This is a genomic window from Gordonia sp. ABKF26, from assembly GCF_041103195.1.
Taxonomy (GTDB): Bacteria; Actinomycetota; Actinomycetes; order Mycobacteriales; family Mycobacteriaceae; genus Gordonia; species Gordonia terrae.
In genome coordinates, this window is the sequence record NZ_JBGCVZ010000003.1 from 661,119 (window position 1) to 683,619 (window position 22,501).

Annotated in this window: 21 protein-coding genes and 1 pseudogene; 14 read left to right on the plus strand and 8 right to left on the minus strand. The window is 66.9% G+C overall.

The features are described 5' to 3' along the window. Positions 1–133: 133 nt before the first annotated feature. Positions 134–1,414, plus strand: coding sequence for a nitrate/nitrite transporter (locus tag AB4Z55_RS03565; RefSeq protein WP_101819902.1), 1,281 nt, complete (start codon positions 134–136; stop codon positions 1,412–1,414). On the opposite strand, the gene AB4Z55_RS03570 is transcribed toward AB4Z55_RS03565, so the two are convergent. After that, on the minus strand, positions 1,411–2,277 hold the full coding sequence (locus tag AB4Z55_RS03570) for an LLM class F420-dependent oxidoreductase (RefSeq protein ID WP_369519153.1): 867 nt from the start codon (positions 2,275–2,277) through the stop codon (positions 1,411–1,413). The two genes, AB4Z55_RS03565 and AB4Z55_RS03570, sit on opposite strands and share 4 nt — an antisense overlap. Before the next feature lie 130 nt (positions 2,278–2,407). On the opposite strand from AB4Z55_RS03570, the gene AB4Z55_RS03575 reads away from it, so the two are divergent. Then, positions 2,408–2,590, plus strand: coding sequence for a hypothetical protein (locus tag AB4Z55_RS03575; RefSeq protein WP_369519154.1), 183 nt, complete (start codon positions 2,408–2,410; stop codon positions 2,588–2,590). Between the two features lie 67 nt (positions 2,591–2,657). Next, positions 2,658–3,725 (plus strand): annotated as a pseudogene (locus AB4Z55_RS03580) (AMP-binding protein); the annotation flags it as partial. Between the two features lie 197 nt (positions 3,726–3,922). Here the strand turns inward: AB4Z55_RS03580 and AB4Z55_RS03585 are convergent. Together AB4Z55_RS03585 and AB4Z55_RS03590 are read right to left on the minus strand one after the other, a co-directional pair. Further along, positions 3,923–5,491: an MFS transporter gene (locus tag AB4Z55_RS03585; RefSeq protein WP_369519155.1), complete on the minus strand. Its 1,569-nt coding sequence runs from the start codon at positions 5,489–5,491 to the stop codon at positions 3,923–3,925. A gap of 135 nt (positions 5,492–5,626) precedes the next feature. After that, a complete protein-coding gene (locus tag AB4Z55_RS03590) occupies positions 5,627–6,178 on the minus strand; it encodes an OsmC family protein (protein ID WP_239402946.1) in 552 nt (183 codons plus the stop codon). A gap of 113 nt (positions 6,179–6,291) precedes the next feature. Between AB4Z55_RS03590 and AB4Z55_RS03595 the strand changes: the two genes are divergently transcribed. From AB4Z55_RS03595 to AB4Z55_RS03625, 7 genes are all read left to right on the plus strand, one after another. Continuing rightward, positions 6,292–7,320 (plus strand): helix-turn-helix domain-containing protein, encoded by a 1,029-nt coding sequence (locus tag AB4Z55_RS03595; protein ID WP_143707936.1) that lies wholly within the window; start codon positions 6,292–6,294, stop codon positions 7,318–7,320. A 192-nt stretch (positions 7,321–7,512) separates the two neighbouring features. Then, complete coding sequence (locus AB4Z55_RS03600) at positions 7,513–8,901, plus strand: NtaA/DmoA family FMN-dependent monooxygenase (protein WP_101819908.1); 1,389 nt, start codon at positions 7,513–7,515, stop codon at positions 8,899–8,901. A gap of 3 nt (positions 8,902–8,904) precedes the next feature. After that, a complete protein-coding gene (locus AB4Z55_RS03605; protein WP_101819909.1) occupies positions 8,905–10,125 on the plus strand; it encodes an acyl-CoA dehydrogenase family protein in 1,221 nt (406 codons plus the stop codon). Next, entirely contained in the window at positions 10,122–12,062 is a 1,941-nt protein-coding gene (locus tag AB4Z55_RS03610) for an ABC transporter permease (protein ID WP_101819910.1), read from the plus strand. The genes AB4Z55_RS03605 and AB4Z55_RS03610 overlap by 4 nt, the downstream gene beginning before the upstream one ends. After that, positions 12,049–12,840, plus strand: a complete 792-nt coding sequence (locus AB4Z55_RS03615; RefSeq protein ID WP_369519156.1) for an ABC transporter ATP-binding protein — start codon at positions 12,049–12,051, stop codon at positions 12,838–12,840. The genes AB4Z55_RS03610 and AB4Z55_RS03615 overlap by 14 nt, the downstream gene beginning before the upstream one ends. Further along, positions 12,837–13,559 (plus strand): ABC transporter ATP-binding protein, encoded by a 723-nt coding sequence (locus tag AB4Z55_RS03620; RefSeq protein ID WP_101819912.1) that lies wholly within the window; start codon positions 12,837–12,839, stop codon positions 13,557–13,559. The genes AB4Z55_RS03615 and AB4Z55_RS03620 overlap by 4 nt, the downstream gene beginning before the upstream one ends. Positions 13,560–13,608: 49 nt before the next feature. Further along, positions 13,609–14,802: an ABC transporter substrate-binding protein gene (locus AB4Z55_RS03625; RefSeq protein WP_004020680.1), complete on the plus strand. Its 1,194-nt coding sequence runs from the start codon at positions 13,609–13,611 to the stop codon at positions 14,800–14,802. An 87-nt stretch (positions 14,803–14,889) separates the two neighbouring features. Here the strand turns inward: AB4Z55_RS03625 and AB4Z55_RS03630 are convergent, their stop codons facing one another. The 5 genes from AB4Z55_RS03630 to AB4Z55_RS03650 all read right to left on the minus strand — a co-directional run bounded on the left by AB4Z55_RS03630 (position 14,890) and on the right by AB4Z55_RS03650 (position 18,634). Next, the gene (locus AB4Z55_RS03630; RefSeq protein WP_369519157.1) at positions 14,890–15,078 is read right to left on the minus strand and encodes a hypothetical protein; all 189 of its coding nucleotides are present in this window, start codon (positions 15,076–15,078) and stop codon (positions 14,890–14,892) included. Between the two features lie 69 nt (positions 15,079–15,147). Continuing rightward, on the minus strand, positions 15,148–16,542 hold the full coding sequence (locus AB4Z55_RS03635; RefSeq protein WP_004020682.1) for an SRPBCC family protein: 1,395 nt from the start codon (positions 16,540–16,542) through the stop codon (positions 15,148–15,150). Next, positions 16,539–16,844 carry a hypothetical protein gene (locus AB4Z55_RS03640; RefSeq protein WP_004020683.1) on the minus strand — a complete coding sequence of 102 codons (306 nt, stop codon included), beginning with the start codon at positions 16,842–16,844 and terminating at the stop codon, positions 16,539–16,541. The genes AB4Z55_RS03635 and AB4Z55_RS03640 overlap by 4 nt, the downstream gene beginning before the upstream one ends. Before the next feature lie 112 nt (positions 16,845–16,956). Next, a complete protein-coding gene (locus tag AB4Z55_RS03645) occupies positions 16,957–17,703 on the minus strand; it encodes a ThuA domain-containing protein (protein WP_239402940.1) in 747 nt (248 codons plus the stop codon). Positions 17,704–17,773: 70 nt separating this feature from the next. Continuing rightward, a complete protein-coding gene (locus AB4Z55_RS03650) occupies positions 17,774–18,634 on the minus strand; it encodes a TetR/AcrR family transcriptional regulator (RefSeq protein ID WP_004020685.1) in 861 nt (286 codons plus the stop codon). Positions 18,635–18,912: 278 nt separating this feature from the next. On the opposite strand from AB4Z55_RS03650, the gene AB4Z55_RS03655 reads away from it, so the two are divergent. The 4 genes from AB4Z55_RS03655 (at position 18,913) to lpdA (ending at position 22,488) form a co-directional block, all read left to right on the plus strand. After that, positions 18,913–19,443 (plus strand): TetR/AcrR family transcriptional regulator, encoded by a 531-nt coding sequence (locus tag AB4Z55_RS03655; RefSeq protein ID WP_239402938.1) that lies wholly within the window; start codon positions 18,913–18,915, stop codon positions 19,441–19,443. Between the two features lie 104 nt (positions 19,444–19,547). Then, positions 19,548–20,255 (plus strand): histidine phosphatase family protein, encoded by a 708-nt coding sequence (locus AB4Z55_RS03660; RefSeq protein WP_004020687.1) that lies wholly within the window; start codon positions 19,548–19,550, stop codon positions 20,253–20,255. Positions 20,256–20,309: 54 nt separating this feature from the next. Beyond that, positions 20,310–21,071, plus strand: a complete 762-nt coding sequence (locus AB4Z55_RS03665) for an SDR family NAD(P)-dependent oxidoreductase (RefSeq protein ID WP_369519158.1) — start codon at positions 20,310–20,312, stop codon at positions 21,069–21,071. A gap of 1 nt (position 21,072) precedes the next feature. Next, positions 21,073–22,488: a dihydrolipoyl dehydrogenase gene (lpdA, locus tag AB4Z55_RS03670; RefSeq protein WP_369519159.1), complete on the plus strand. Its 1,416-nt coding sequence runs from the start codon at positions 21,073–21,075 to the stop codon at positions 22,486–22,488. Positions 22,489–22,501: the final 13 nt, after the last annotated feature.

A 22,501-nucleotide genomic window follows, 5' to 3' on the forward strand; every position in this document is an offset into this window, starting at 1 on the left:
TGCGGGATCTGTCGCGGAATCCGGCATCGAGGCCGCACTCTGCGGGGCGCTCGCAACGAAAGCGCAGCGTGTCGGACAATAGTTAGGTGATCGAAAGAGTTCCTGAGGTCCGGCCCGTCGGTGAGACGCTGAGATGACCTCGTCATCCAGTTCGCGGCAGGCGATGATCATCTGGATCGTCGGCGTCACGGTCTACTTCGTCGCCGTGCTGCAGCGATCATCGTTGGCCGTTGCCGGTCTGCTGGCGGCTGAGCGTTTCGAGATCAGCGCCTCCCAGCTGTCGACTTTCGTCGTGCTGCAGCTGCTGGTGTACGCGTTGATGCAGGTACCGGTCGGCCTCCTCGTCGACAGGTTCGGTCCGCGACGGGTTCTTCTCGCCGGTACGTTGATCCTCTCGCTGGCCCAGCTCAGCTTCGCCTTTGCGGACAGCTACACCTGGGCCCTCTCGTCTCGGTTCTTCGTCGGGGTCGGCGATGCCATGACCTTCGTGTGTGTTCTGCGGCTGGTCTCGAGTTGGTTCCCGGCGCGACGTGTTCCGTTGTTGACCCAGCTCACCGGGGTGCTCGGCCAGCTCGGCGCGGTCGCGGCCGCCATACCGATGACCTGGGCGCTGTCCTCGTGGGGATGGAGTCGCGCATACATGGCAACCGCCGGACTCGGGGTCGTCCTGCTCGTGGCGTCCGCGCTCGTCGTGCGGGATTCTGCGGCAACCCGATCGGTGTCGGGACCCATGCTCGGGTTGGCCGGAATCCGGCGCAGTCTCAGCGAATCGTGGGAGCACCCGGGGACCCGGCTGGGTTTCTGGATGCACTTCTCGACGCATTTCAGCGCCACTGTGCTGGGTTTGCTGTGGGGGTACCCGTTCTTCGTGGAGGGCCAGGGGGTGAGTTCCGCTGCGGCGGGTTCGCTCCTGACGATCATGGTCTTCGCCATCATGGCTTTCGGGCCGATCTTCGCGTGGCTCATCACCCGGTGGCCCTGGCATCGATCGACGGTGGTGTTGGCGGTGCTCGCCGGCATCGCGGCCACCTGGACGGTGGTACTGGCGTGGCCCGGGGGTGCGCCGTTCTGGCTTCTCGTGCTCCTCGTGGTGGTCTGTGGGATGGGCGGCCCCGCGTCGATGATCGGTTTCGATGTCGGCCGCACGTCCAATCCGGCGTCGCGGGCGGGCACGGCGACCGGGATCATCAATCAGGCGGGTTTCATCGCGAGTCTGATCCTCGCGGGGCTCATCGGTGTGATTCTCGACTGGCGAACCCCCGACGGTGTCCAGGGGTATCCGCCCGAGGCGTTCACCTGGGCGATGTCGGCGCAGTTCGTGCTCTGGGGACTCGGGGCCGTTCAGATCTATCGCTATCGACGCAAAGGGCGCGCACGCCTGTTGCGTGAGGAACCGGACCCAGGGCTGCGTTAGTCCTCGACGCCCCAGCGGATCACCAGCTCGTCCAACCACCCGGGGACCGCGTCGGCCTCCGCAGGCGGTGACTCCACGAGCACGAGTTCGTCGACGCCGAGAGCAGCGAGTCGGTCGCGATCCGCGGGATGGGGATCACGAAGGGCGACCGCGACATCGAGCTCGGTGCGGTCACGACCCTTCTCGGAACACAGCCGCTCGATCGTGTTGAACCGATCGGCCACCGCGTCGACGTCGTCGAGGTTGAACCCGTACCAGCCATCACCCCAGCCGACGACACGGCGCAGAGCGCGATCGCTGTTGCCGCCCACGACGAACGGAATGTGGCCGGCCGCCGGTCTCGGATTCACCCGGATGTTCTCGAAGGCGACGAATTCCGAGCGGTAGGAGGCGACCTCGTCGCGCCAGAGCACACGCATCGCGTCCGCGTAGGAGTCGGCCCGGGCTCCGCGCTGCTCGAATGGGACTCCCAACGCGTCGAATTCTTCACGGGACCAACCGACTCCGACACCGAGGGTCAGTCGTCCGCCGCTCAGACGGTCGAGTGAGGCGGCCTGTTTGGCCACGATGACGGGGTTGTGTTCGGGAAGGAGCAGCACCCCGGTGGCGAGGCGGATCGTGTCGGTGACCGCGGCGGCGAACGAGAGCGCGATCGTCGGGTCGAGCCAGTCGGCCTCGGCGGGGACCGCGATTCTCTTGTCCGGGGTGTACGGGTACGGCGAGGCCGGGTCATCGACCATCACCACGTGCTCCCCGCACCACAATGTGCGGAAGCCGCGCGCCTCGGCATGGTTGGCAACGGCGTCGATGATGTCGCGGCGCGCTCCGGTGCCGATGCCCAGAGCGTGGAGTCCGAGTCGCATGCTGCTCCGAATCTGTGGGGTGGAACGGTGATATGCCTGGTCGGCATCGTATGGCACCACGGTGCGGCGCATCCGCACTTCAGATCCGTCGCACGCTGAGCCGCGCGCAGAGGGGGACTCGTCGCGCACGATGGCACCGAAACCCTACGTCATTGCGCAGACGATTGCTGACGGCGGGAGCAGCATGCGCTCGAACTACGTCTGCACCACGGCCGCGCCGACCGCCCTGCTGTGCGACGGGATCATGGTCGGAGTCCGGGTGCTGCCCCCGCTCGACATCGGACCCCGCTTCCCGCACAACATCATTCGCTGACACGTGAGACGACGGAGCACACCATGCGACACTCCGGCGACAGCATCACCGCAAAGGAGCCACCTGTATGACCGACGCCGAGGGCTTCGCGACCTACCTGGACGACATCGTGCACCGGCTCCGCCGCGACTCGGACGATGTGGTCCTGGTCGACGACCGCAGGCGCTTCACCGGGCGCGAGCTCCTCGAGCTCATTCAGGGTCTCGTGGGTGCTCTGTGCACTCACGGTGTCCGACAGGGACATCGCGTCGCACTCGTCGCGCCGGTGACCGGTGAGGCGATCGCGGCTCGGTACGCCGCGTCGGTTCTCGGCGCGGCCACCGTGTACTGCCCCGATGCGGGGTCACCCGCGAGATTGAGGGTGTTCCTGTCGCGCATCGGCGCGGACGCGGTGATCGTCTTCCCGGACACCGCACCATCGATCGCGGGTGCCGCGGATCTGAATGTGCTTGCGGTCGGGGGAGTTCCCGGACTGCAGAATCTGCTGACAGCCGAGGCGGCCGAGCCGGGAGTCGTGACCATCTCGTCCGACGACGAATGCGTTCTGGTCGCCACCGGAGGCACCACCGGAGTCTCCAAGGCCAGTGTCCGGACACAGGGAGAGTACCGTCGGCTGGTCGACCTCGGCCCGACGCCGGGCAGGCGCCAACTGGTCTGCACTCCGTTGGCCTACATCGCCCAGACACTGGTCGACACAGTTCTTCTCGGCGGGGGACATGTGTATCTGCAGAACGAGTTCACACCGATGTCGGTCCTGCAGACGATCGCCGACGCGCGGATCACCCACCTCGCGCTGGTCGAACCGCTCCTCGTCGAACTCCTGGATAGTGTCGACCTCGCCGAAGCAGACCTGTCCTCCGTCGTCGGAATCAGTCACGTCGGTGCGGACGCGGCACCGTCGCTACGGCGTCGGCTACTACGGCTGGCTGGCCGACCGATACTCGTCAATCCCTATGGAGCAAGCGAATTCGGCGTGATCAGCATGCTCTCCGGCCCGGACTACGTCGTCGACTCGCCCCGTCTCGGTACCTCGGGACGGCCGCTGCCGTCGACAGAACTGCAGATCAGGGCGAGCGATGGGCGGCTCTGCCAGCCGCTGGAAGAGGGCGCCATCCATGTCCGGACACCGGCACAGGCCCACGGATACAGCGTTGCGCCACCGCACTCCGGGTTCACCGACGACGGGTGGTTCGCCACCGGCGACGTCGGGATGGTCGACGACGAGGGTTATCTGCTCGTGCGGGGTCGCGCTGACGACCGTCGTGACACGGCCGTGGGCTCCGTCTTTCCGGTCGACATCCAAGAGGCGCTGTGTGACCTCCCGCAGGTTCGCTACGCGGTGGCGGTGCCGGCGCCTGACGGTGCCGATGCGGTGTTCGGGGCGGTCGTCGTGCTGGATTCCGCAGCCTCGCTGAACGTCGAGGAGATCTCCGTGCAGCTGCGTGCGTCGATCCCAGACCCCGTCGACGTGCTACTCGAGATTGTCGACACCCTCCCGGTCACCGAGCAGGGTAAGCCGAGTCGGGACGAGGTGGTGGCGGCGACGACCGCGACAGCAATGAGCAACGCGCAGGTGACGACGAATCCGATCGTGGTCCCGGGGCGACCCGGGTAGGCCGCGAGAAGGGCCGCGAACACTGCGACCCCGAGGATGGCGCCCATCTGTCTGCCGGTGGTGATGACTCCCGATGCCTGACCGCGTTGACCGGCCGGGACGGAGGCGACGGTTGCGGTGGTCAGCGGACTGAGCAGCGCACCGATCCCGACACCGACGGGAGCGAGTCCGATGGCTGTGACCACCACCGACGACACCGCGAAACCGGTTGCCACGATCAGCATTCCGGCTGCCAGGCACAGGCTCCCGGCCACGACGACGCGTTTCAGTCCGTAGCGCTGGTATCGCCCTCCGACCAGGCGGGTGGCAGCCAGGAGCGGGACCACCAGCGGCAGGAGAGCGAGGCCGGACTCGACGGGTTGTAGGTGCATGGCCTCCTGCAGCATCACCGCGCCGTAGACCGTCGCGGCGGTCATGGCGAAACCGATCGCGGCGAGAGCGGCTGTGTGGACCGCGAAGTCGCGATCACGGAGCAGACCGATGTCGAGAACGGGAACGGCTGCGCGTCGTGTTGCGATCGGGAACGCAGCCAATGCGCCGACCCCCACCACGAGCAGGACGAGGACCGGCGGCGATCGCCACCCCCAGGCGGGTCCCTGCAGCAGTGCGGCGACGACCGCGCCGAGTCCGGTCACCAGCAACGCCATCCCGGGCAGATCCCACGGTTGTGTCGTGTGCGTGTGAGGTGTCGGGCGGGCGAGATGGCTGAGGACCACGGCGGCGATCCCGACCGGAACGTTGACGAGAAAACCCACCTGCCAGGTGAGGATCTGGGCACAGACTCCTCCGATGACGGGACCGACGAGGGCGAAACCCTGGCCGACTCCCGTGTAGACCGCCATCGCGCTCGCCCGTCGCGCTTCGTCGACGGTCTGGATGAGCAGAGCGAGGGTTGCCGGCATGAGCATCGCACCGGCGATGCCGGCCAGTGCTCGACCGGCCACGACCGCTTCGAAGGTCGGCACCGCCGCGATCATCGTCGACGCGGCGACGAAGCCGACCATCCCGATTCGGAACATCCTCGCCGCACCGTGCGCATCGGCGAGGCGGCCGCCCACCGGGGCGAACACCGCGAGCATCAGCAGATAGACCGATACCAGCCACGACGACTGGCCCACGCTGAGATCCAGATCCCGCATCATGGTGGGCAGCATGACGCCGAGGATGCTGGAATCGAGAACGAGCAGGACCATCGTCGAGGTGGCCGCGATCAGCAGGAGTGCCTCCCGGCGACGGGCAGTTCGCTCTGCCCCGGCAGGAGTCGACGGAACTCCTGGTTCAGTCATCGCCTAGGCCTGACCGCAAACGGTTTCCACCACGACTCCGGGGGCGGCTTCGTAGTCCGGCACCAGTTGGGCCCGGTGGTGGGCTCTGCGACGATACTTGCCGAACGCCGCTGTGGCGCAGCGATCGTCACCGGCTCACCGTGGGTCGACGTACAGCTGGGACGTGATCGTCGTCGGACGGCTGATCGTCTGTGCCACGGGTGATCCCGCGATCGCTCGGTTCCACAGCTCGGTCAGCGTCGACGCGTCCGCATCGCCGGAGATGCGTCCGGACACCTGGAGTGCACCGAAGCCCGGGTTGCCTGTGCTCGCCAGGCCCGCCCAGCGCAGGATGTTCTCGAATGTCCCCGTCACCCGCACCTCGAGATCGTCGATGCGGATCCCCTGCGTCGTCGCGTGCAGCACGACGCCGTCGGTGATGCAGGCGGCGACCGCCGACAACACGTACTCGTGCGGCGTCGGCGCCGAGTCCTTCGCGGTGAGATCGGCGGGTTCGTCGAACTCGATCGTGTGACCGCGCGCCTGTGCATCGACTCGGAAGCCGCCGCGCCAGACCGTTTCGACCTCCCAGGGACCGCTGAACGTCGACACCCGCTCGCGGTCCCCGAGCCGAGCGGAGAGTTCACGACGATGCGCCGCGCTGATACCGTTCAGCGAATCGTCGTCTGAGTCCTGTGCTCCGGTCACCGGACCAGCGTAATGGTCGACGGTGCTGCGGCCCATCGTCGCTCGGAGACATCTCCGGCGATCGCGGGCGTGTGTCGGCGTCGATCCGGATCTCGGGGGAAGTGGCGGACTGGATGGAATTGGGGTCGGGCCCCGCACGGTCGGAGCGCGTCGGCTGCGGAATCGCCGAACTGGATGACCTCCTCGGGCCGCTCGTGCCGGGGGAGAACGTGGTCTGGGGCGTCGCCCACGGATGCCGGGAGGATCTCATCGGCCGGGTGGCGTCAGGTGCCGGGATGCCGGTGCGGTCCGGGAGTCTCGACGATCTGCCCGTGACCCCGTCGGCCGACGCCACGACCGTATGGGTGGTGGATCTCACGCAGGCCGGGCCGTCTGATCTCGTCCGGTCGTCCGCCCGGATCGGGGAGGCGGTCCGGGCTGTCTTCGGTTCGGCGGCGATCTGCCACTGGCTGCTCGACCGTGAGCAACTCGACAACGCCGAGTGGCTCTGGTCGGTCCAGTGCGTGCTGTCGGCGGACGCCGGTGAGGTGATCGTCCATCGGGCCGACGGACGCCGGGCGGCGGACTCGGTGATCCAGACCGGACACGGCGAGAGCAACGGTGCGAGCCGGCGAGCCTCGATCAGAGCCGGTCACCTGGGCCGCGGAATCCGCGCCGCTCGTGTCGAACTCGGATGGAGCCAAGCAGAATTGGGCCGACGAGTCGGAGTGAGCGCAAGCGCGATCTCGCAGATGGAGCGGGGGCGGCTCGGGTTGTCGCTGGAGACCGCGATCGAGGTCGCCGACCGGTTGGGAGTCGACTTCGACGAGTTGCTCCGCGGGCCCGGCACGGAGCACATCGTCGTCGAGGAACGTCCGGGCATCGCGGGTGACAGATCCCCGGTGCGGAGGGAATCGTCAGGTGACGCGGTGCCCCGTCCCCCATTGCGGAGCACCCTCGTCGCCCCGGGTGGCACGCTCATCCCGCCGGTGTCGGCATCGGGGCGGTTGACGCTTCTGGTGGGTGGCGGGCTCCTGCGTGTCGAGCGGGCGCCGCAGCGGACGCTGGTCCGTGCCGGCGACATCGTGGGGATCGACCGGGCGATCGGCTGCGCGGTGACGAACCTGGGCACCGTACCCGCCGTCGTCTTCACCGCGTGGTGAGCAGGATCGTTAGCACCTAAAACGGGTTCGGTTCGACTTACAAGAAGTGATGATTAATAGTCACGGAGAATGGGCGTCCAGCTTGTAAGTATCGCCTGAACGCTCCGATACTGGCCGCAGCGATGTGTGAGTGCCGCCGTGCGTGCACCGCCGCGTCGAGCTTCGACCATGTTCGTGAGAGAAGGTTCCTCCGTGTCCAGACCGCCCATCTACAACGCGTTCCTGCATCTGACCCCGAATCACCACAGTCACGGGTTCTGGCGCACCCCCGAGGGTCGCGTGCAATACGGGTACAAGGATCTCGATCCCTACATCGATGTGGTCCGCACCCTGGAGCGCGGTCGCATCGACACACTGTTCATCGCGGACGTCGTCGGCGTGTACGACCTGGACTTCGGCGACGGCGCGACGACGATCCGGGCCGGCTCCCAGTTTCCCGAGAACGACCCGATCACCATCGTCTCCGCACTGGGCCATGTCACCACCGATCTCGGAATTGCGGTGACCAGCAACATCATCCAAGACCACCCATTCTCGTTCGCACGTCGGTTGTCCTCGCTGGACCACTTCACGCACGGCCGGGTGGCGTGGAACATCGTGACCTCGTATCTGAGCAACGGCTTCCGCAACTACGGGTACGACACGATCGTCGGCCACGACGAGCGGTACGCCTGGGCACAGGAGTACGTGGACGTCACCTACAAGCTGTGGGAACACTCCTGGGAGGACGGTGCGGTTCTCCACGACGCCGAGACCGGTCGGTTCTTCGACCCCGATCGCATCCACACCATCGACCACGAGGGTCGCTGGTACAAAGTGCAGGGACCCCACCTCGTCGAACCCTCGCCGCAGCGGACCCCGGTGCTGTTCCAGGCCGGGAACTCCCCTGCGGGAAGGGACTTCGCGGCACGCAATGCCGAGGTGACGTTCTTGCCGTCGATGAGCCCGGCCACCGCGAGCGCCGACATCGCCACCCTCGACGACCACCTCCGCTCGGTGGGACGGACGCCCGACGCGCTGAAGAAGATCGTCGCGCTGTCGACCGTCATCGGCTCGACCGAGGAGGAGGCGCGCCGCAAGCAGGAGTACTTCCGCGAGAACATCGACTTCGAGGCGCTGCAGGCGTTCTGGAGCGGTGGCAGCGGCATCGACCTCTCTGCCGTCGATCCCGACACCCCCCTCGCCGAACTGGCCCGACGGGTCCAGCTCGGCGATCACGTGCAGTCCATCTTCCGTGCGGCCGCCGACTCGACCGCCGACGCGTCCACCGTCTCGTGGCGCGACTACCTGCTGACCAACGGCCTCCTGCCCGGCAAGTTCGCCGGCACGCCGGAGCAGATCGCCGATCACGTCGCGGAGTGGGTCGCCGCCGGCGCCGACGGCTTCAACGTCGTGCCGATCACCACCCTGGGCTGGTGGGACGAGTGGGTCGACCACGTCGTCCCGGTTCTGCAGGAACGCGGGTTGGCGCAGCGCGACTACGCACCGGGAACGCTGCGCGACAAGATCTTCGGCAACGGAGACCGCATCGACTCCGGGCATCGTGTGCACCAGGTCGGCCTCGCACCGGCGGGGGTGTGAGCGGTGACCATCACCGAGAACACCGCCGCCACGCGCGCGCCGCTGGCCGGGCGCTTCGACCCGATCCTGGCACGGGTGGCGGCCGGAGCGGCCGAGCGTGACGCGGAACGCCGAGTCCCGCACGATCTCGTTCGCGAACTGGCCCATGCCGGTTTCGGCGCGCTGCGCGTACCCCGTGAGTTCGGCGGCGACGAGATCGGGGTCGGTGAACTCGCCGAACTCGTCGTCGACCTGGCGAGCGCGGATCCGAACTTCGTCCAGCTTCTTCGCGCGCACTTCCTCTACACCGAGTCGCTCATCCATGCGCCGGCGTCGCGGTCGAGGTCGGAGTGGTTGCGTCGCATCGGAAACGGTGAACTGTTCGGCGGCGCGTACACCGAGCGAACGGCGGCGAACCAGACCCACTTCTCGACCAGCATCGAGGTCGACGATCGCGGGCGTCGTCTGGTCAACGGCGAGAAGTACTACAGCACCGGCTCGCTGTACGCCGACTGGATCATCACCACGGGTGAGGGCCCGGCGGGCATCGAGACGGTCGTGCTCCCGGCTGCGGCCGACGGTCTCGACCTCGTCGACGACTGGGACGGGTTCGGTCAGCGACTGACCGCCAGCGGCACCACCCGATTCCGAGATGTCGACATCACCGACTCCCCATCGCTGCCTGCCGAGGTCGTGCCGGGCAGCTACGGCACGTCGCTCGCACAGTTCTGGCACATCGCCGCACTGACCGGTATCGCTCGCGCCCTGCATCGCGACGTCGTCGACTACGTGCGCGGCCGCAAGCGATACTTCAGTCAGGGCAGCGGGGCGCTGCCTCGCGAGGACGCCGTCGTCCAGTCCGTGGTCGGTGAGATCAGTTCGGCCCGCTACGTTGCCGATACCATTGCCCGCCAGATCGCCGGTGTCCTGGCCGATCTCGATGCGGCGATCGTCGCCGGTACCGTCACCGACGAACAATACGACGCGGTGGAGATCGAGGTCTACCGTGCGCAGGTCAGTGTCGTCGACACGGTGCTGACCGCCGCGACCCGGGTCTTCGACGTCGGCGGGGCATCGGCGCTCGGCCGGACCCACGGGTGGGATCGCCACTGGCGCAACGCCCGGACGCTGGCGAGTCACAACCCCACGCCGAACCGCCTCGTGAGCATCGGGGACCATGACCTGAACGGCACCTCGCCCTATCGGACATGGCTCAGCGGCATCGATCTACGAGGCCGAGGATGAACCTGTTGACCTACGCCTCGCTCGGGCTCTCCACGGGTGGCGCGTACGCTCTGGTGGCCCTCGGGCTGGTTGCCGCCTACCGCGGAACCGGGGTCATCAACTTCGCCCAGGGTGCGCTCGGCATGTTCGGCGCTTACATATTCTGGAAGTCCTACCAGGACGCCGGGATTCCGCTTGGCGTGGCCATCGTGCTCGGTTTGGCGGTGAGCGCGGCCATCGCGATCGCCTTCTTCGCCCTGATCGGCCGGCGTCTGGCACACGCACCGGCCATCACGAAGATTCTCATCACCATCGGGTTGATGCTCGTCCTGGAGGCGATCGTCCGGATCATCTGGACCAACCACCAGGAAACCGTCGAGCCGTTCCTCGTCGGCGGCGGATTCGAGGTCGCCGGCGTCCGGGTCCAGTCGATCAGTCTCCTGTTGGCGGCGGTGGCGGTGCTGGCGACGATCGGCCTGCACCTGCTGTTCACGCGAACAGCGTTCGGGCACATCACCACTGCGCTACGCGACACCGACCTCGGTGCCCAGTCGATCGGTCTCAACCCCCGCTTGTGGGGATCGGTGGCGTGGGGTTTGGCCGGCGTCCTCGCCGCGACCAGTGCCATTCTGGTGCTGCCGATCACCCAGCTCTCCCCGACATCACTGACGACGCTTCTGGTGCCGGCTCTCGGGGCTGCACTCGCCGCACGCTTCACGAGCTTCCCGATCGCCCTGGCGGTCGGGGTCGGCGCCGGAATCCTGGAAGGTCTGGTGACCGGCCTCGTCAATGCGCAGGTCGCGCGGGCGATTCCGTTCGTCGTCACCCTGATCGTGCTGCTGCTGATCGCCAGGACAGACATGGCGCGGGGGACCCGTGAGGTCAAGGCGGTGTTCCATGTCGGCAGCGGCCGCATCCGCTGGCCGTGGGTGGTAGTCGGTGCGGCGGTCGTCCTGGTGACGATCTTCAGCGCCGCCGGAACCGTGGTCGACGCCCTCAGTCTCACCGCCATCTTCGGTCTCGTCGCGCTCGGGATCGTCGTCTCCACCGGGTACACCGGGCAGGTCAACGCCTTGCCGCTCGGCGTCGCGGGTGTGACGATGATCGTCTTCGGCGCCGTCAGCCATTCCGGAGCGTCGCTGTATCTCTCGGCTCTCGCCGCACTCGCGACGGCTGTCGTCGTCGCCCTCGCACTGAGCGTCCTGTTCGTCAATGCCAAGGTCTATGAGGTCACGATCGGTTCGCTGGCCGTCGCGTCGATCCTGCAGACCGTCGTCTTCTCCGTCGACTGGTTCTTCAACGGTCGAACAGGGTGGACGATCGGCGACACGACGCTGTTCGGTATCGAGATCAGCAACATCACCGACCCGCACGCCTTCGCAGTCGTCGCCTGGATCGTGTTGCTGGTGGCGCTCGTTCTCGTCGCCAATCTGCGATCGTCGGCCACCGGCCGCTACGTGCTGTCGGTGCGGCAGGACGAGCGACTCCCGGCCGCGCTGGGCATCGTCTCGGCCCGGTCCAAGCTGATCGGTCTTGTCGTCTCCTCCACGCTGTGGGGACTTGCCGGGGTGCTGTTCGCCATCCAGCGCGGCTTCATCTCGAAGGGTGACGTCCGGCTGGAAGGTTTCGGCTACTCGGAATCGCTGGCGCTCATCGCCTTCGTCATCCTCGCCGGGGCAGGTCATCTGACCGGCGCGGTACTGGCGGGCGCCTTCGCTCCCGGCGGGTTGCTCTCGAATTTGCTGTCGTTCACCCCGGACATCAACGACTGGCTGTCACTGTTCTTCGCGGCCAACATGATCTGGATACTCACCACCGAGCCGGACGGAGTGGTCGGACAGTATCTCCGTATCCGGGACCGACTGCGGCGTAAACGTGTTCGGTCCGACGGGCCCGATCCGACCGTCACCGGCGGCGAGCCGGGCCGAGAGAACAGGAAAGTCGATGCCACAGCTTGAAGTCCGGGACCTGTCGGTCGAGATCGGCGGGCACCGCATCCTCTCGGACGTCTCGCTGACCGTCCCACCGCGAACGGTGGTCGGAATTCTCGGCGCGAACGGGGCGGGCAAGAGCACCACGATCGACGCCATCACCGGGTACCAGAAGACGGTCGGCGGCACCATCTCGGTGGACGGTCGTACCGTAGACCGCTTCGGTGCGGCTCGCCGGGCACGGGCGGGGATCACGCGAACCTTTCAGGACTACCTCCTGTTCGAGGACCTGACCGTCGAAGAGAACCTGTTGTGCGCGGCGGAGATCGGTGTACGCAAGATCCTCGCGCGCGACCTGTTCCGATTCGGCCGCCCCTCGGCCGCCGCGCTCGCGACGGTCGAACGCGTCATCGAGACACACGGATTGGCAAGGTACCGGACGAGTCGCGTCGAGCAGTTGTCCCTCGGCTGGCATGCCCGCGTCAATCTGGCCCGCGCTGCGGCCCAGGGCCCGCAGGTACTGCTGCTCGACGAGCCGGCGGCGGCGCTCAGCCTCGATGCGCGGCACGCCGTGGTCGACACGATCACGACGCTCCGCGATCACGACGGGCTCGCGATTCTCCTCGTCGAACACAACCTGGACGTGATCGGTGCCGTCTGCGACCTCGTCTACATCCTCGAGGACGGCAGAGTGGTCGCGTCCGGTCCGACAACCGAGGTACTCGACAGCGATGAGGTCCGCGCCATCTACTTCGGCGAGCAACCGGATGACGTCGAACTCGAGACCGTGGGGGTCCCGGCATGACCGCCGCAGCGGTCGGTGCGTCGACATCGGTCCGAGCCGAGGGGCTGAGCGTGTCGGGGCTGACCGTGGACTACGGGAACGGCGCGGGACTCTGGGACTTCGATCTGCGTGTGCAGCCCGGTGAGGTCACCTGCGTGATCGGCCGCAACGGAGCGGGGAAGTCGAGTGCGCTGCTGGGTATCTCCGGGTTCGTGACGCCCGACCGGGGCATCGTCGAGGTCGACGGCGCGCAGCTCTCGGGTGCGCCGTACCGGCGCTGTCGTGAGCACGTGTCGCTGGTGGTGAAGGGCCGATCGCTGTTCGGGAGTCTGACACTCGCCGAAAATCTGGCGCTCGCCAGGATCGACGCCGATGAGTTCTTCGGCCTCTTCCCCCAGCTGGGGTCACGCCGGGACGTCGTGGCGGGCAGCCTCAGTGGCGGCCAACAGCAACTGGCGGCCGTCGGCCGCGCCCTGCTGCGCGACGTCCGGGTGGTTCTCCTCGACGAACTGACCTTCGGTCTGAGCCCTGCGGTTCGCGCACTGATAGCCCGGGTCGTCCGCGCGGAGGCAACCCGTCGGCAGCTCGCAGTCGTGGTTGTCGAACAACACGTAGAGACTGCGCTGGCCATCGCCGACCGCACGCTCGTGCTGTCCGAGGGCCGGACCGTGCTCGACCTGAGCACCGACGAACTGGCCGCACAGACCAGCGACGTCGAGAACACCTATCTCCATCCCTGAACGCACTCTCCGGTGCGTCCCGTTTCGAGAAAGTAGCAGTGGCACAAACATGTTCAGAATCAAACTGCCTGTCGCCGCAGTGGCGTCCCTGGCCGTCACCGCGGGCCTGCTGACCGCGTGCTCATCGGAGGACACCTCCGACACGATCAATGTCGGCTTCGTCGCGCCGCTGTCGTCCTCGCCATCGGCGTTCCAGGATCCGGCGCTGGCCGCGAAGGTCGCCGAGAAGGCCGTCAACGATCAGGGCGGCATCAACGGCAAGAAGCTCAACGTCATCGTCTACGACACCAAGGGCCAACCGGCCAATGTCGTCGCCGGCGCGCGCAAGCTGGTGAACGAGGACAACGTCGTCGCGTTCATCGGTGGGAACAGCAATGACGGACTTGCCGAGATCGGCAAGCGGGCCGGCGTGGTGAACTGGTTCCCGATGGGTTGCGCCGCAGCCGATGTCGCCAACGAGCTGTCCATGATCGCCGCGCTCAACTGCGCGGGCGCGGGCCAGGGTACCTACCTCGGCGGTACCCGATTCAAGCCACGTAAGGCCGTCTACGTCGCCTTCGCCGGTAACACCCCGTACATCGAGAACGCGAAACTTGGTTACCGCAACGCCGGTGTGGACGACGTCGCCGTTGTGGAGGTACCCCCGGAGACAACGGATTTCGCGCCGATCATCGCGCAGGTCAAGGCGCAGAACCCCGACGTCTGGGGTGGCATGATCTACACGCCGGAGAAGCTGACCTCGCTCATCCGGGCCGCGATCGACCAGAACCTTCGTATCCCGTTGGTACTCAGCAACAATGTGATGGAAGACGCGACGATCGAGCTGGTCTCGCAATCGGGAATCCCGAACTCCGTGGCGTTGGAGAAGGGGGAGGACGCCGAACAGTTCCCCACCTGGAAGCAGTACGAGGAGCAGCTCGCCAAGTACGACCCGGAGGGGGAGATCAAGACCCCGCACGACGGCAGCGTGACCACCGACTGGCTCGCCGTCTGGACCTTCGCCCAGGAGGCGCGCAAGCTCGACGTCGTCAACGCCGACACGTTCCGCGAGCACACCACCGGGTTGACCGACTTCCAGACCGATGTCCTGCATCCCATCGACTTCACCATCACCGACGGACCGGTGCTGACCGCGCCGCGCCAGGCCAATCTGTGGGCGTTCCCAGGCCACATCGCCGGCGGGAAAATCGTGGTCGACAGCAAGGAGCCCTACAGTGCGTTCTTGAAGACGCCAGTGAGCTGAGGGGCGCGCAGCGTCGATGCCGAGTGCGGGATTCGTATCGGAGAACGATACGGATCCCGCATTCTGGCTGGGGGCTCATGTCTGTACTCAGCGCAGCAGCAGCCACCCGAACCGCAGGCAGAGCGCGGTGACACCCAGGACGGCGGTCGCGACCAACCAGCGCCGGCCGAGGTGTTCGGCGCGTACGTGATCGTCACCGGGCCGCAGGTAGACGTAGGCCGCCGTCATCGCGCATCCGGCGGCCGCGGCCCCGACGACGAGTACCAGTGTCAACATCACCACCCCACCCATCATGCCGATCACCCCGGGTATGGGGGTCGACCGCCGGCGGGCAGCGGCGGAGGATCAGTCGACGTCCTCGCCCACCCACTTCGCGAGCAGATGGTGCATGTGGCGGATCTTGAGTTCCTGGTAACCGGCAAGCGGCAGGTACTTCTGCGTCGTCGTCTTCAGTCCGCGGTGCACCTTGGGCATGTTGTAGGCGTCCTGGTCGAAGACGCGGGCCGAGCTGCCCAGCACGGTCGCGTCGATCCAGGTCTGCTCCGGGGTCAGCCATTGGACCTTGGCCGCGGGCGGCCGCTCACCGGTGAACGGCGCGAGGAGGTAGACGTCCATGATGGAGGTGTCGTGGTCGTCGCCGTTGGGGCGGAACCGGTAGACGATCCGCTGGTAGGCGCCCCACGGGTGGAAGTTCGGGAACACCGTGTAGTAGATGCTGTCGAGTGACTCGGCGTCGGACATGTTGTCCGCCTTGACATCGCCGATGGTGTCACGCAGGCCCTCGCGGGCGAGCAGGCCGGACATCTCGCGGGCGGTGACGCCGTCGGGCAGCGTCACCATGGGGTCCTCGTCGATGCGGGCATCGACCATCGAGTCGAACATCTCCTGCTCGGTCGGGACGAATTTGATGTGTGGGCTCGGGACGCCGTTGGCGGTGATACCGCGGTTGAAGTTGCCCCAGGCGTCGTACTGGCTGTTCGAATCACCGGTTCCCACAACGCGTTGCGGGTGGGTGGTCACGACGTGGAACGCCTCGGAGAATGCCTCCTGGGCGATCTTCCAGTTCGCGTCGATCACCTTCGCCACATGCGCCTGGATGTAGCGGTCCTCCAGGGGCCAGGCCTCGAAGTGCTTGCCCAGGTCGCCGAGGAAGCTGGCGAGGGACTCCGATGCCGGGTCCATGTTGATGAAGACGAAACCGCCCCACGTGTCGACCTTGACCTGGGGGAGGTTCATGGTGCTCTTGTCGACGTGCGGGAAATCCCACTCGCACGTCATGGATTTCAGCGATCCGTCGAGATTCCAGCAGAAGCCGTGGAACGGGCACCGGAGGTCGTGTCCGGCGGGGCCGCTCTCCTCGCGGAGCGTGCGCCCACGATGCAGGCACGAGTTGTAGAAGGCACGGATCGACATGTCCTGTCCGCGCACGACCAGGATCGACTTCTCACAGATCTCGTAGACATGCGTGTCGCCGGGCTCGGGGATCTCCTCCTCGCGACAGGCCATCTGCCAGACCTTGTACCACATACGATCTCGTTCGAGTTCGTGGTACTTCCGGCTGATGTAGCGGGAGACCGGGACGAAGTTCTGATCCTCGTAGAGGTCGTGGGTCTCCTCGCGCAGCACCTGGGGAACCGGGTGCGTGTCGGTGTCCAGCAACCGCTGGTAACTCTCGGCATAGTCGGACTGTTCATCCGTCGAAGCCGTCTGGTCGGCGGTACGAGTGTCGATCTCGGTCACAGTTTGCCTCCTTCGGCCAGGCGCGTGGCACGGGCTTCTTCGGCGAGTTTGTCCGCCTGCATCTTCTCGAGCAGCTTTGCAGCGCCCATGAATCGGCGGTTCTGGGTGATGGGCACGGGTTCACGCGGCCCGAGGCCGACCCACCGGGCCATCTCCGGATCGACGGACTTCACCTCACCGTGCAGATAGCGGCCCTCCGGGTCGAAGGTGCCGGTCTTCCCGTCCTTGGTGGTGACGAGCACGTTGTAGTCCTCGTCGAATTCGTAGATGGCTCGACTCATCGGATGCCGGATCTGACGCATCGGGATCTCCTCGGTGGACTGGACTGCCGCCTCTTACTTGGCAACGTATGCACTTACTGTAGCACCGGGAGTGAGCAGCGACACATCGAACTGTATCGACTGTCAAAAAAGGTCAGCGTCGACGCGCGACCCACGTCAGCGCATTCGCGACGAGCGTGCGGTAATGCGGGTCGCCGAGAGTCGCGGCGGTGTCGCCGGGCTGAAGGTAGACCAGTCGCGATCGTCCATTGGTGCGAGACCATCCGACCAGCGACGACCCGGGCTCGTGGTGCCATCCCGCCCTTTCGTCACGCCGACCGGACATGGCGAGTGCGGTGGAGAAGTGCACGTCCTCGGTCATCGGCGCATCCGTCCGCAGCAGCGGGGTCACCGAATCCTCGAACACCTCGCACAAGTACGTCTCGTCGACGAGATCGAGCTGGGTGGGCAGGCCGGCGACGACCGGGTGTTCGCCGTCGACGACGGAGATGCGCTGTGCCACAGCGTGCCGATATCCGGAATCGGGGCGTTCTGCACCGCGGACGGTCCCGGGCCGGTAGAGGTAGCGTCCGCCGACGAATTCCGCCCACTCGTCCCAGGTCGCCCAACTGGCGATGGCGTGGTGCAAGACCACATAACCGTGGCCCGTCCGGGGTGCGTCTCGAAGGCACGCGCGTAATGCATCCGGCGGTTCATACGGCTCGGGCAGGGTCCCGGGCATGTCGTAGTGCAGAGATGCGTCGAAGTCCGCGAGTTGATCCGGGCCGATCTCGGCATCGGGGTGTTCGAGCCAGGTGACCTCACCCGGCAGGGACTCGGCGAAGTCGGCGAAGGCCGTCCGATCGAAGGAATGGCCGCCGGTGATCGCGAGGATGCGCATGAAGGACTCCAACCAGCATCGAAGTAACTGTGTCTTCGATCAAGTTACTGTAGTCCGGCGACCGGGGTGGTCAGCGTCCTTCGATCATCTTGGTGCAGACGTCGGTGGTCGCGGTGCGCAAGCTGGTGACGGGTATGTCCGACAACGGGCCGCCCTCGATGCGCAGCGGCTGGATCGCGATGGTCATCGCGATCATGGTCCGGACCCGCAGCGTGCGGGCGGCATGTTGAGCGGTCGCGGCCCGCCGGCTCGGGGGATCCTCGCCGGCGGGGAAATAGTCGAACGCGCGCCGGATGTGGCGTTCTTCGTACTCTTTGGCCAGCAGTCGGGTGCCGGGTGTCGCGCCGCCGGCCATCTGCAGGAACAGCATGCGGGCCGAGTTGGGATGCTCGGCGGTCCAGTCCCACACCGCCGAGACGACATCTTTGAACGTGTCCGGGCCCGCCGACACGTCATCGGGACGCGCGGACTGCGCGGCGGCCGAACTCGCGTCCATGGCGTAACCCAACGCGCTCTCGAACAGTTCTTCTTTGCTCGCGAAGTGGTAGTAGACCGCGGTCGGCACCATTCCCGCCTCCGTGGCGATCTCCTGGATCGAGGCTTCGGCGAAGCCCTTCCGAGAGAAGACCCGTACGGCGGCCTTGACGATCAGATGCCGTCGTGACGGGCGATGCGCAGTCGAGCCGTTACCGGTGCCGGCGGGTGAGGGTTCGGGTTCGGGTGAGTCTTCGGGCGGTGATGCCGGCGACTCGTCGTCCGGCACCTCCCGGGCGGCGACGGCGTCGACGCCATCGTCGAAGGCCGTATCGTCGGCGGCCGGCGAGGAGTCCCAACCGAGCCAGTCCGCGTCCGGCCCGGTTGCGTCGGAATCCGGTGCCCCGGGGTCCGCCGTGTGGTCCGTCGTACGATCGGTTCGTCTCGATCTCGCCACGCGTCCTCCTCACCGATTCCCGGTCGTCGTCTGCCCGCGGTACGACCTCTGCCGTCGACAACGGGGTGCCAACAGGATGGCACAGCGGGTTACAAGGTCCCGATGCTGTCATGATCTATCGCATGGCGGGCAAGAATTCTTCAGGCCGGGCCCCTTCTGGGCGGACTCCCTCTGGTCGCCGCGGCGCCGCACGGACTGCGGCCGCGAGCGGGACGGGGACCGGCGCCAAGCGGGCCGCTCACCGTCCCTCCCGGCGCGACGTCGTGGTGGAGGCGGCGATGCATCTCTACTCCATGCGTTCGATCGAGGACGTGACCGTCGCCGACATCGCGGCCGAGGCGCAGATGACCTCGGCGGCCGTCTATTACCACTACCCGTCCAAGGAAGAAGTGCTGCTCGGGGGTCTGCGCCTGTTCGCCGAGCAGATGCTGGCGCAGCTCAGAACGGTGATCGACGAGGACCCGGACGCCACCCTCGGCGACGTCATCGTGTCCGTGCTCGAGTGGACCGACGCGCACCGCGCCGCCTCGCTGGTCTACTTCGTGCGATCACCCGGATGGAGCCTGTCGATCGAGGCGCTCCGTCGGGAGGTCCGGCTGGAGATGCTGGCGATCTTCTCCGCCGAACTGCGGGTGCGCGACCGGATCACGTCGAAGGCCAAGCAGGCCGCCGCGGCGACGGCCCTGTCGAGTCTTCTCGAGGTGTCCGCGTCCTCCTGGCTCACCGAGGACGTCGTGCTGGCGAACCTGGGCCGACGCCGCTTCTCCGACGAGGTGCGCGAACTGGCCACCGACATCGCCAGTGTGTGACCTCGCGGGTCGCCGCCTATAGCCTCGCGGTCCTTGTGATGCGATGAACTGGGACATCGGCGGAGTATCTTTATAGCGGCCTCAGTTTATGGTTCACTGGGGGCGTGCCCAATCAGACCCGTGCGCGCTCGATCGACCTCGACAACCCGTTCGCCCCGCTGGACGGCTTGTGCGAGCTCGTGCTCATCCGGCACGGCGAGCAGGCCCTCAGCAAGGAACTGAGCGCGGCGCAGACCGTGGACCCCCCGCTCTCCGAGCTCGGGCAACGTCAGGTCCGGGCGGTCGCCCAGCGTCTGTCCACCCATGCCGTCGACGCCGTCTACAGCTCTCCACTGCGCCGGGCCCTCGACACCGGCCGTGCGATCGCCGAGCATCACGGCCTCGAGCCGGTCGTCCGCGAGGGGCTCACCGAATACGAGCCGTGGCAGAGCTTTCCGGCAGATCAATCGCCTTTCGAGACGCTGCCCCACGAGGAGATCTCGCGAATCTTCCGCGACCACATCCGAACTCGCAAATATGAGGCGTTCCCCTACGCCGAGGATCCGGTGGCCTTCCGCGAGCGGGTACTCGGTGAGGTCGGGCTCATCGTCGACGCCCATCTCGGCCAGCGGGTGGTCATCACCTGCCACAGCGGCGTCATCAACGCGGTACTCGCGGACGCGCTCGCGAGCGGTTTCGACATGCCCGTCCGCGTCCACCACACCTCGGTCAGCGTGCTCCGCGGCGCCGACACCCGACGTGCCGTCCAGTCGATCAACGACTTCGGCCACGTCCTCGACTTCCAGACCTCCGTCGGGGCGATGAATCTCTAACCCCTCGACAATCCTCCACCGACCTGATCACCGACACGACACGAAGGACCCGACATGGATCTCGACCTCAACGGAAAGCGCGCCCTCATCAGCGGTGCGAGCAAGGGCATCGGCCTGGCCATCGCCAGGAGTCTTCTCGCCGAAGGTGCCTCGGTGGGCATCTGCGCCCGGGGCGAAGACCAGCTCAAGACCGTCGCCGACGAGCTGTCGGAAGCCGGCACGGTGTTCTGGAAGGCCGTCGATGTCGGTGAGTCCGAAGCAGTGAGTTCCTTCGTCGCCGACGCGGCCGACGCGCTCGGCGGCGTCGACATCGTCATCGTCAACGCGTCTGCGATGACCGGCAAGGGGCGCCAGGCCTGGGAGAACAGCTTCAACGTCGACCTCATGAGCCTCGTGAACTTCATCGAGGCCGCGACGCCGCATCTGGAGCAGAGCTCTGCCGCGTCCGTCGTGACCATCAGCACGACCTCGGCCATCGAGGCCGGCCCGATCACCACCGCCAACAGCTACGGGGCGCTGAAAGCCGCCGTGCTGCAACACTCGTCGGCGCAGGCTCGCGCCCTGGGGCCGAAAGGTATTCGGGTCAACGCGGTCTCGCCCGGCCCGGTGTACTTCGAGGGTGGCCCCTGGGACACCATCAAGGAGCAGCGACCGCAGCTGTACGACGCGGCGATGTCGGCGGCGGCTCTCGGCAAGTTCGCCTCGGCCGAGGACATCGCGAACGCCGTGACCTTCCTCGCGTCGCCGGCCGCCGGACACATCACGGGTACCAATGTCGTGATCGACGGCGGCTTCACCAACCGATTCGACTTCTGACATGAGCACGGACCCGGAGAAGACCGGCACGACCGAGACTGTGGACGTCGTCGTCCTGGGAGGCGGGTCGGGTGGTTACTCGTGTGCTCTGCGCGCAGCGCAGCTCGGCATGTCGGTCGTCCTCGTGGAGTCCGACAAGCTCGGCGGCACATGTCTACACAACGGGTGCATCCCGACCAAGGCGTTGCTCCATGCCGCCGGTATCGCCGAATCCGTGCGTCACGCAGCAGATTTCGGGATCAAGGCGTCTCTCGACGGCATCGACATCACCGCAGTCCACGCGTACAAGCAGAAGGTCGTCGACGGCTTGTACCGAGGGCTCGAGGGTCTCATCTCGTCGCGTCGGATCCGGGTGGTCCGCGGGCTCGGACGGGTATCGGGTGAGCGGACCGTCGACGTCGAGCTCACCGACGGCGGGACGACCCGCGTCCGCGGTGAGGCGCTGGTCATCGCGACCGGTTCCCAGTCGCGGACCCTGCCGGGCGTGGAGATCGGCGGCCCGATCATGACGAGCGACCGTGCGCTGGAGCTCGATTCGATCCCCACGACCGCGATCGTCCTCGGCGGGGGTGTCATCGGTTGCGAGTTCGCCAGTCTGTGGGCATCGCTCGGCGTGGAGGTCACGGTCGTGGAGGCCGCACCCCGGTTGTTGCCGACCGAGGACGAGTGGTCGTCGAAGCAACTGACCAGGGCGTTCCGCAAGCGCGGCATCACCATTCGTACCGGGGCGATGGTGTCGTCCGCCGGCACCGCCGAGTCCGGAGTGGTCGTCGAGCTCGACGGCGAGTCAGCGTCACTGCATGCGGACGTTCTGCTGGTGGCCGTGGGTCGGGGACCGCGGACTGCCGGATTGGGTCTCGAAGAGGCCGGTGTGGGACTCGATCGTGGCTTCGTCGTGGTCGACGAGTGGTTGCAGACCGCAGTGCCGGGCGTCTACGCGATCGGCGACATCGTGCCGGGACCTCAACTCGCCCATCGCGGTTTCGGCAACGGCATCTTCGTCGCCGAACAGCTGGCCGGCCTCGACTGCGCGCCCGTGGCGGACACCGGAATCCCGCGGGTGACCTATTCGCATCCGGAGGTGGCCTCCGTCGGCCTGACCGAAGCGGAGGCGGCGGAACGGTGCGGTGAGATCACCACCGCCGTCTACGATCTCGGCGGCAACGGGAAGAGTCGCATATTGCAGACCGCGGGTGGCGTCAAGCTGATCCGGGCGGGCGCCGACGGTCCGGTGGTGGGCATCCACCTCGTCGGGGACCGTGTGGGTGAACTGATCGGCGAGGCGCAGCTCATCTACAACTGGGAAGCGAACGCGAACGACGTCGCGAACCTGGTGCACGCGCACCCGACCCAGGCCGAGGCGCTCGGCGAAGCCCATCTGGCCCTGGCCGGCAAGCCGCTGCACGCGCACGCCTGAGGACGGAGGAGCC

What these genes read in the sequence shown, in the direction of transcription:
- AB4Z55_RS03585 (WP_369519155.1), bottom strand. Translation starts at nt 5,491, where the DNA reads ATGACTGAACCAGGAGTTCCGTCGACTCCTGCCGGGGCAGAGCGAACT.
- AB4Z55_RS03625 (WP_004020680.1), top strand. Translation starts at nt 13,609, where the DNA reads ATGTTCAGAATCAAACTGCCTGTCGCCGCAGTGGCGTCCCTGGCCGTC.
- AB4Z55_RS03655 (WP_239402938.1), top strand. Translation starts at nt 18,913, where the DNA reads ATGCATCTCTACTCCATGCGTTCGATCGAGGACGTGACCGTCGCCGAC.
- AB4Z55_RS03610 (WP_101819910.1), top strand. Translation starts at nt 10,122, where the DNA reads ATGAACCTGTTGACCTACGCCTCGCTCGGGCTCTCCACGGGTGGCGCG.
- AB4Z55_RS03645 (WP_239402940.1), bottom strand. Translation starts at nt 17,703, where the DNA reads ATGCGCATCCTCGCGATCACCGGCGGCCATTCCTTCGATCGGACGGCC.
- AB4Z55_RS03575 (WP_369519154.1), top strand. Translation starts at nt 2,408, where the DNA reads ATGGCACCGAAACCCTACGTCATTGCGCAGACGATTGCTGACGGCGGG.
- AB4Z55_RS03615 (WP_369519156.1), top strand. Translation starts at nt 12,049, where the DNA reads ATGCCACAGCTTGAAGTCCGGGACCTGTCGGTCGAGATCGGCGGGCAC.
- AB4Z55_RS03570 (WP_369519153.1), bottom strand. Translation starts at nt 2,277, where the DNA reads ATGCGACTCGGACTCCACGCTCTGGGCATCGGCACCGGAGCGCGCCGC.
- AB4Z55_RS03620 (WP_101819912.1), top strand. Translation starts at nt 12,837, where the DNA reads ATGACCGCCGCAGCGGTCGGTGCGTCGACATCGGTCCGAGCCGAGGGG.
- AB4Z55_RS03565 (WP_101819902.1), top strand. Translation starts at nt 134, where the DNA reads ATGACCTCGTCATCCAGTTCGCGGCAGGCGATGATCATCTGGATCGTC.
- AB4Z55_RS03595 (WP_143707936.1), top strand. Translation starts at nt 6,292, where the DNA reads ATGGAATTGGGGTCGGGCCCCGCACGGTCGGAGCGCGTCGGCTGCGGA.
- AB4Z55_RS03630 (WP_369519157.1), bottom strand. Translation starts at nt 15,078, where the DNA reads ATGTTGACACTGGTACTCGTCGTCGGGGCCGCGGCCGCCGGATGCGCG.
- AB4Z55_RS03640 (WP_004020683.1), bottom strand. Translation starts at nt 16,844, where the DNA reads ATGCGTCAGATCCGGCATCCGATGAGTCGAGCCATCTACGAATTCGAC.
- lpdA (WP_369519159.1), top strand. Translation starts at nt 21,073, where the DNA reads ATGAGCACGGACCCGGAGAAGACCGGCACGACCGAGACTGTGGACGTC.
- AB4Z55_RS03665 (WP_369519158.1), top strand. Translation starts at nt 20,310, where the DNA reads ATGGATCTCGACCTCAACGGAAAGCGCGCCCTCATCAGCGGTGCGAGC.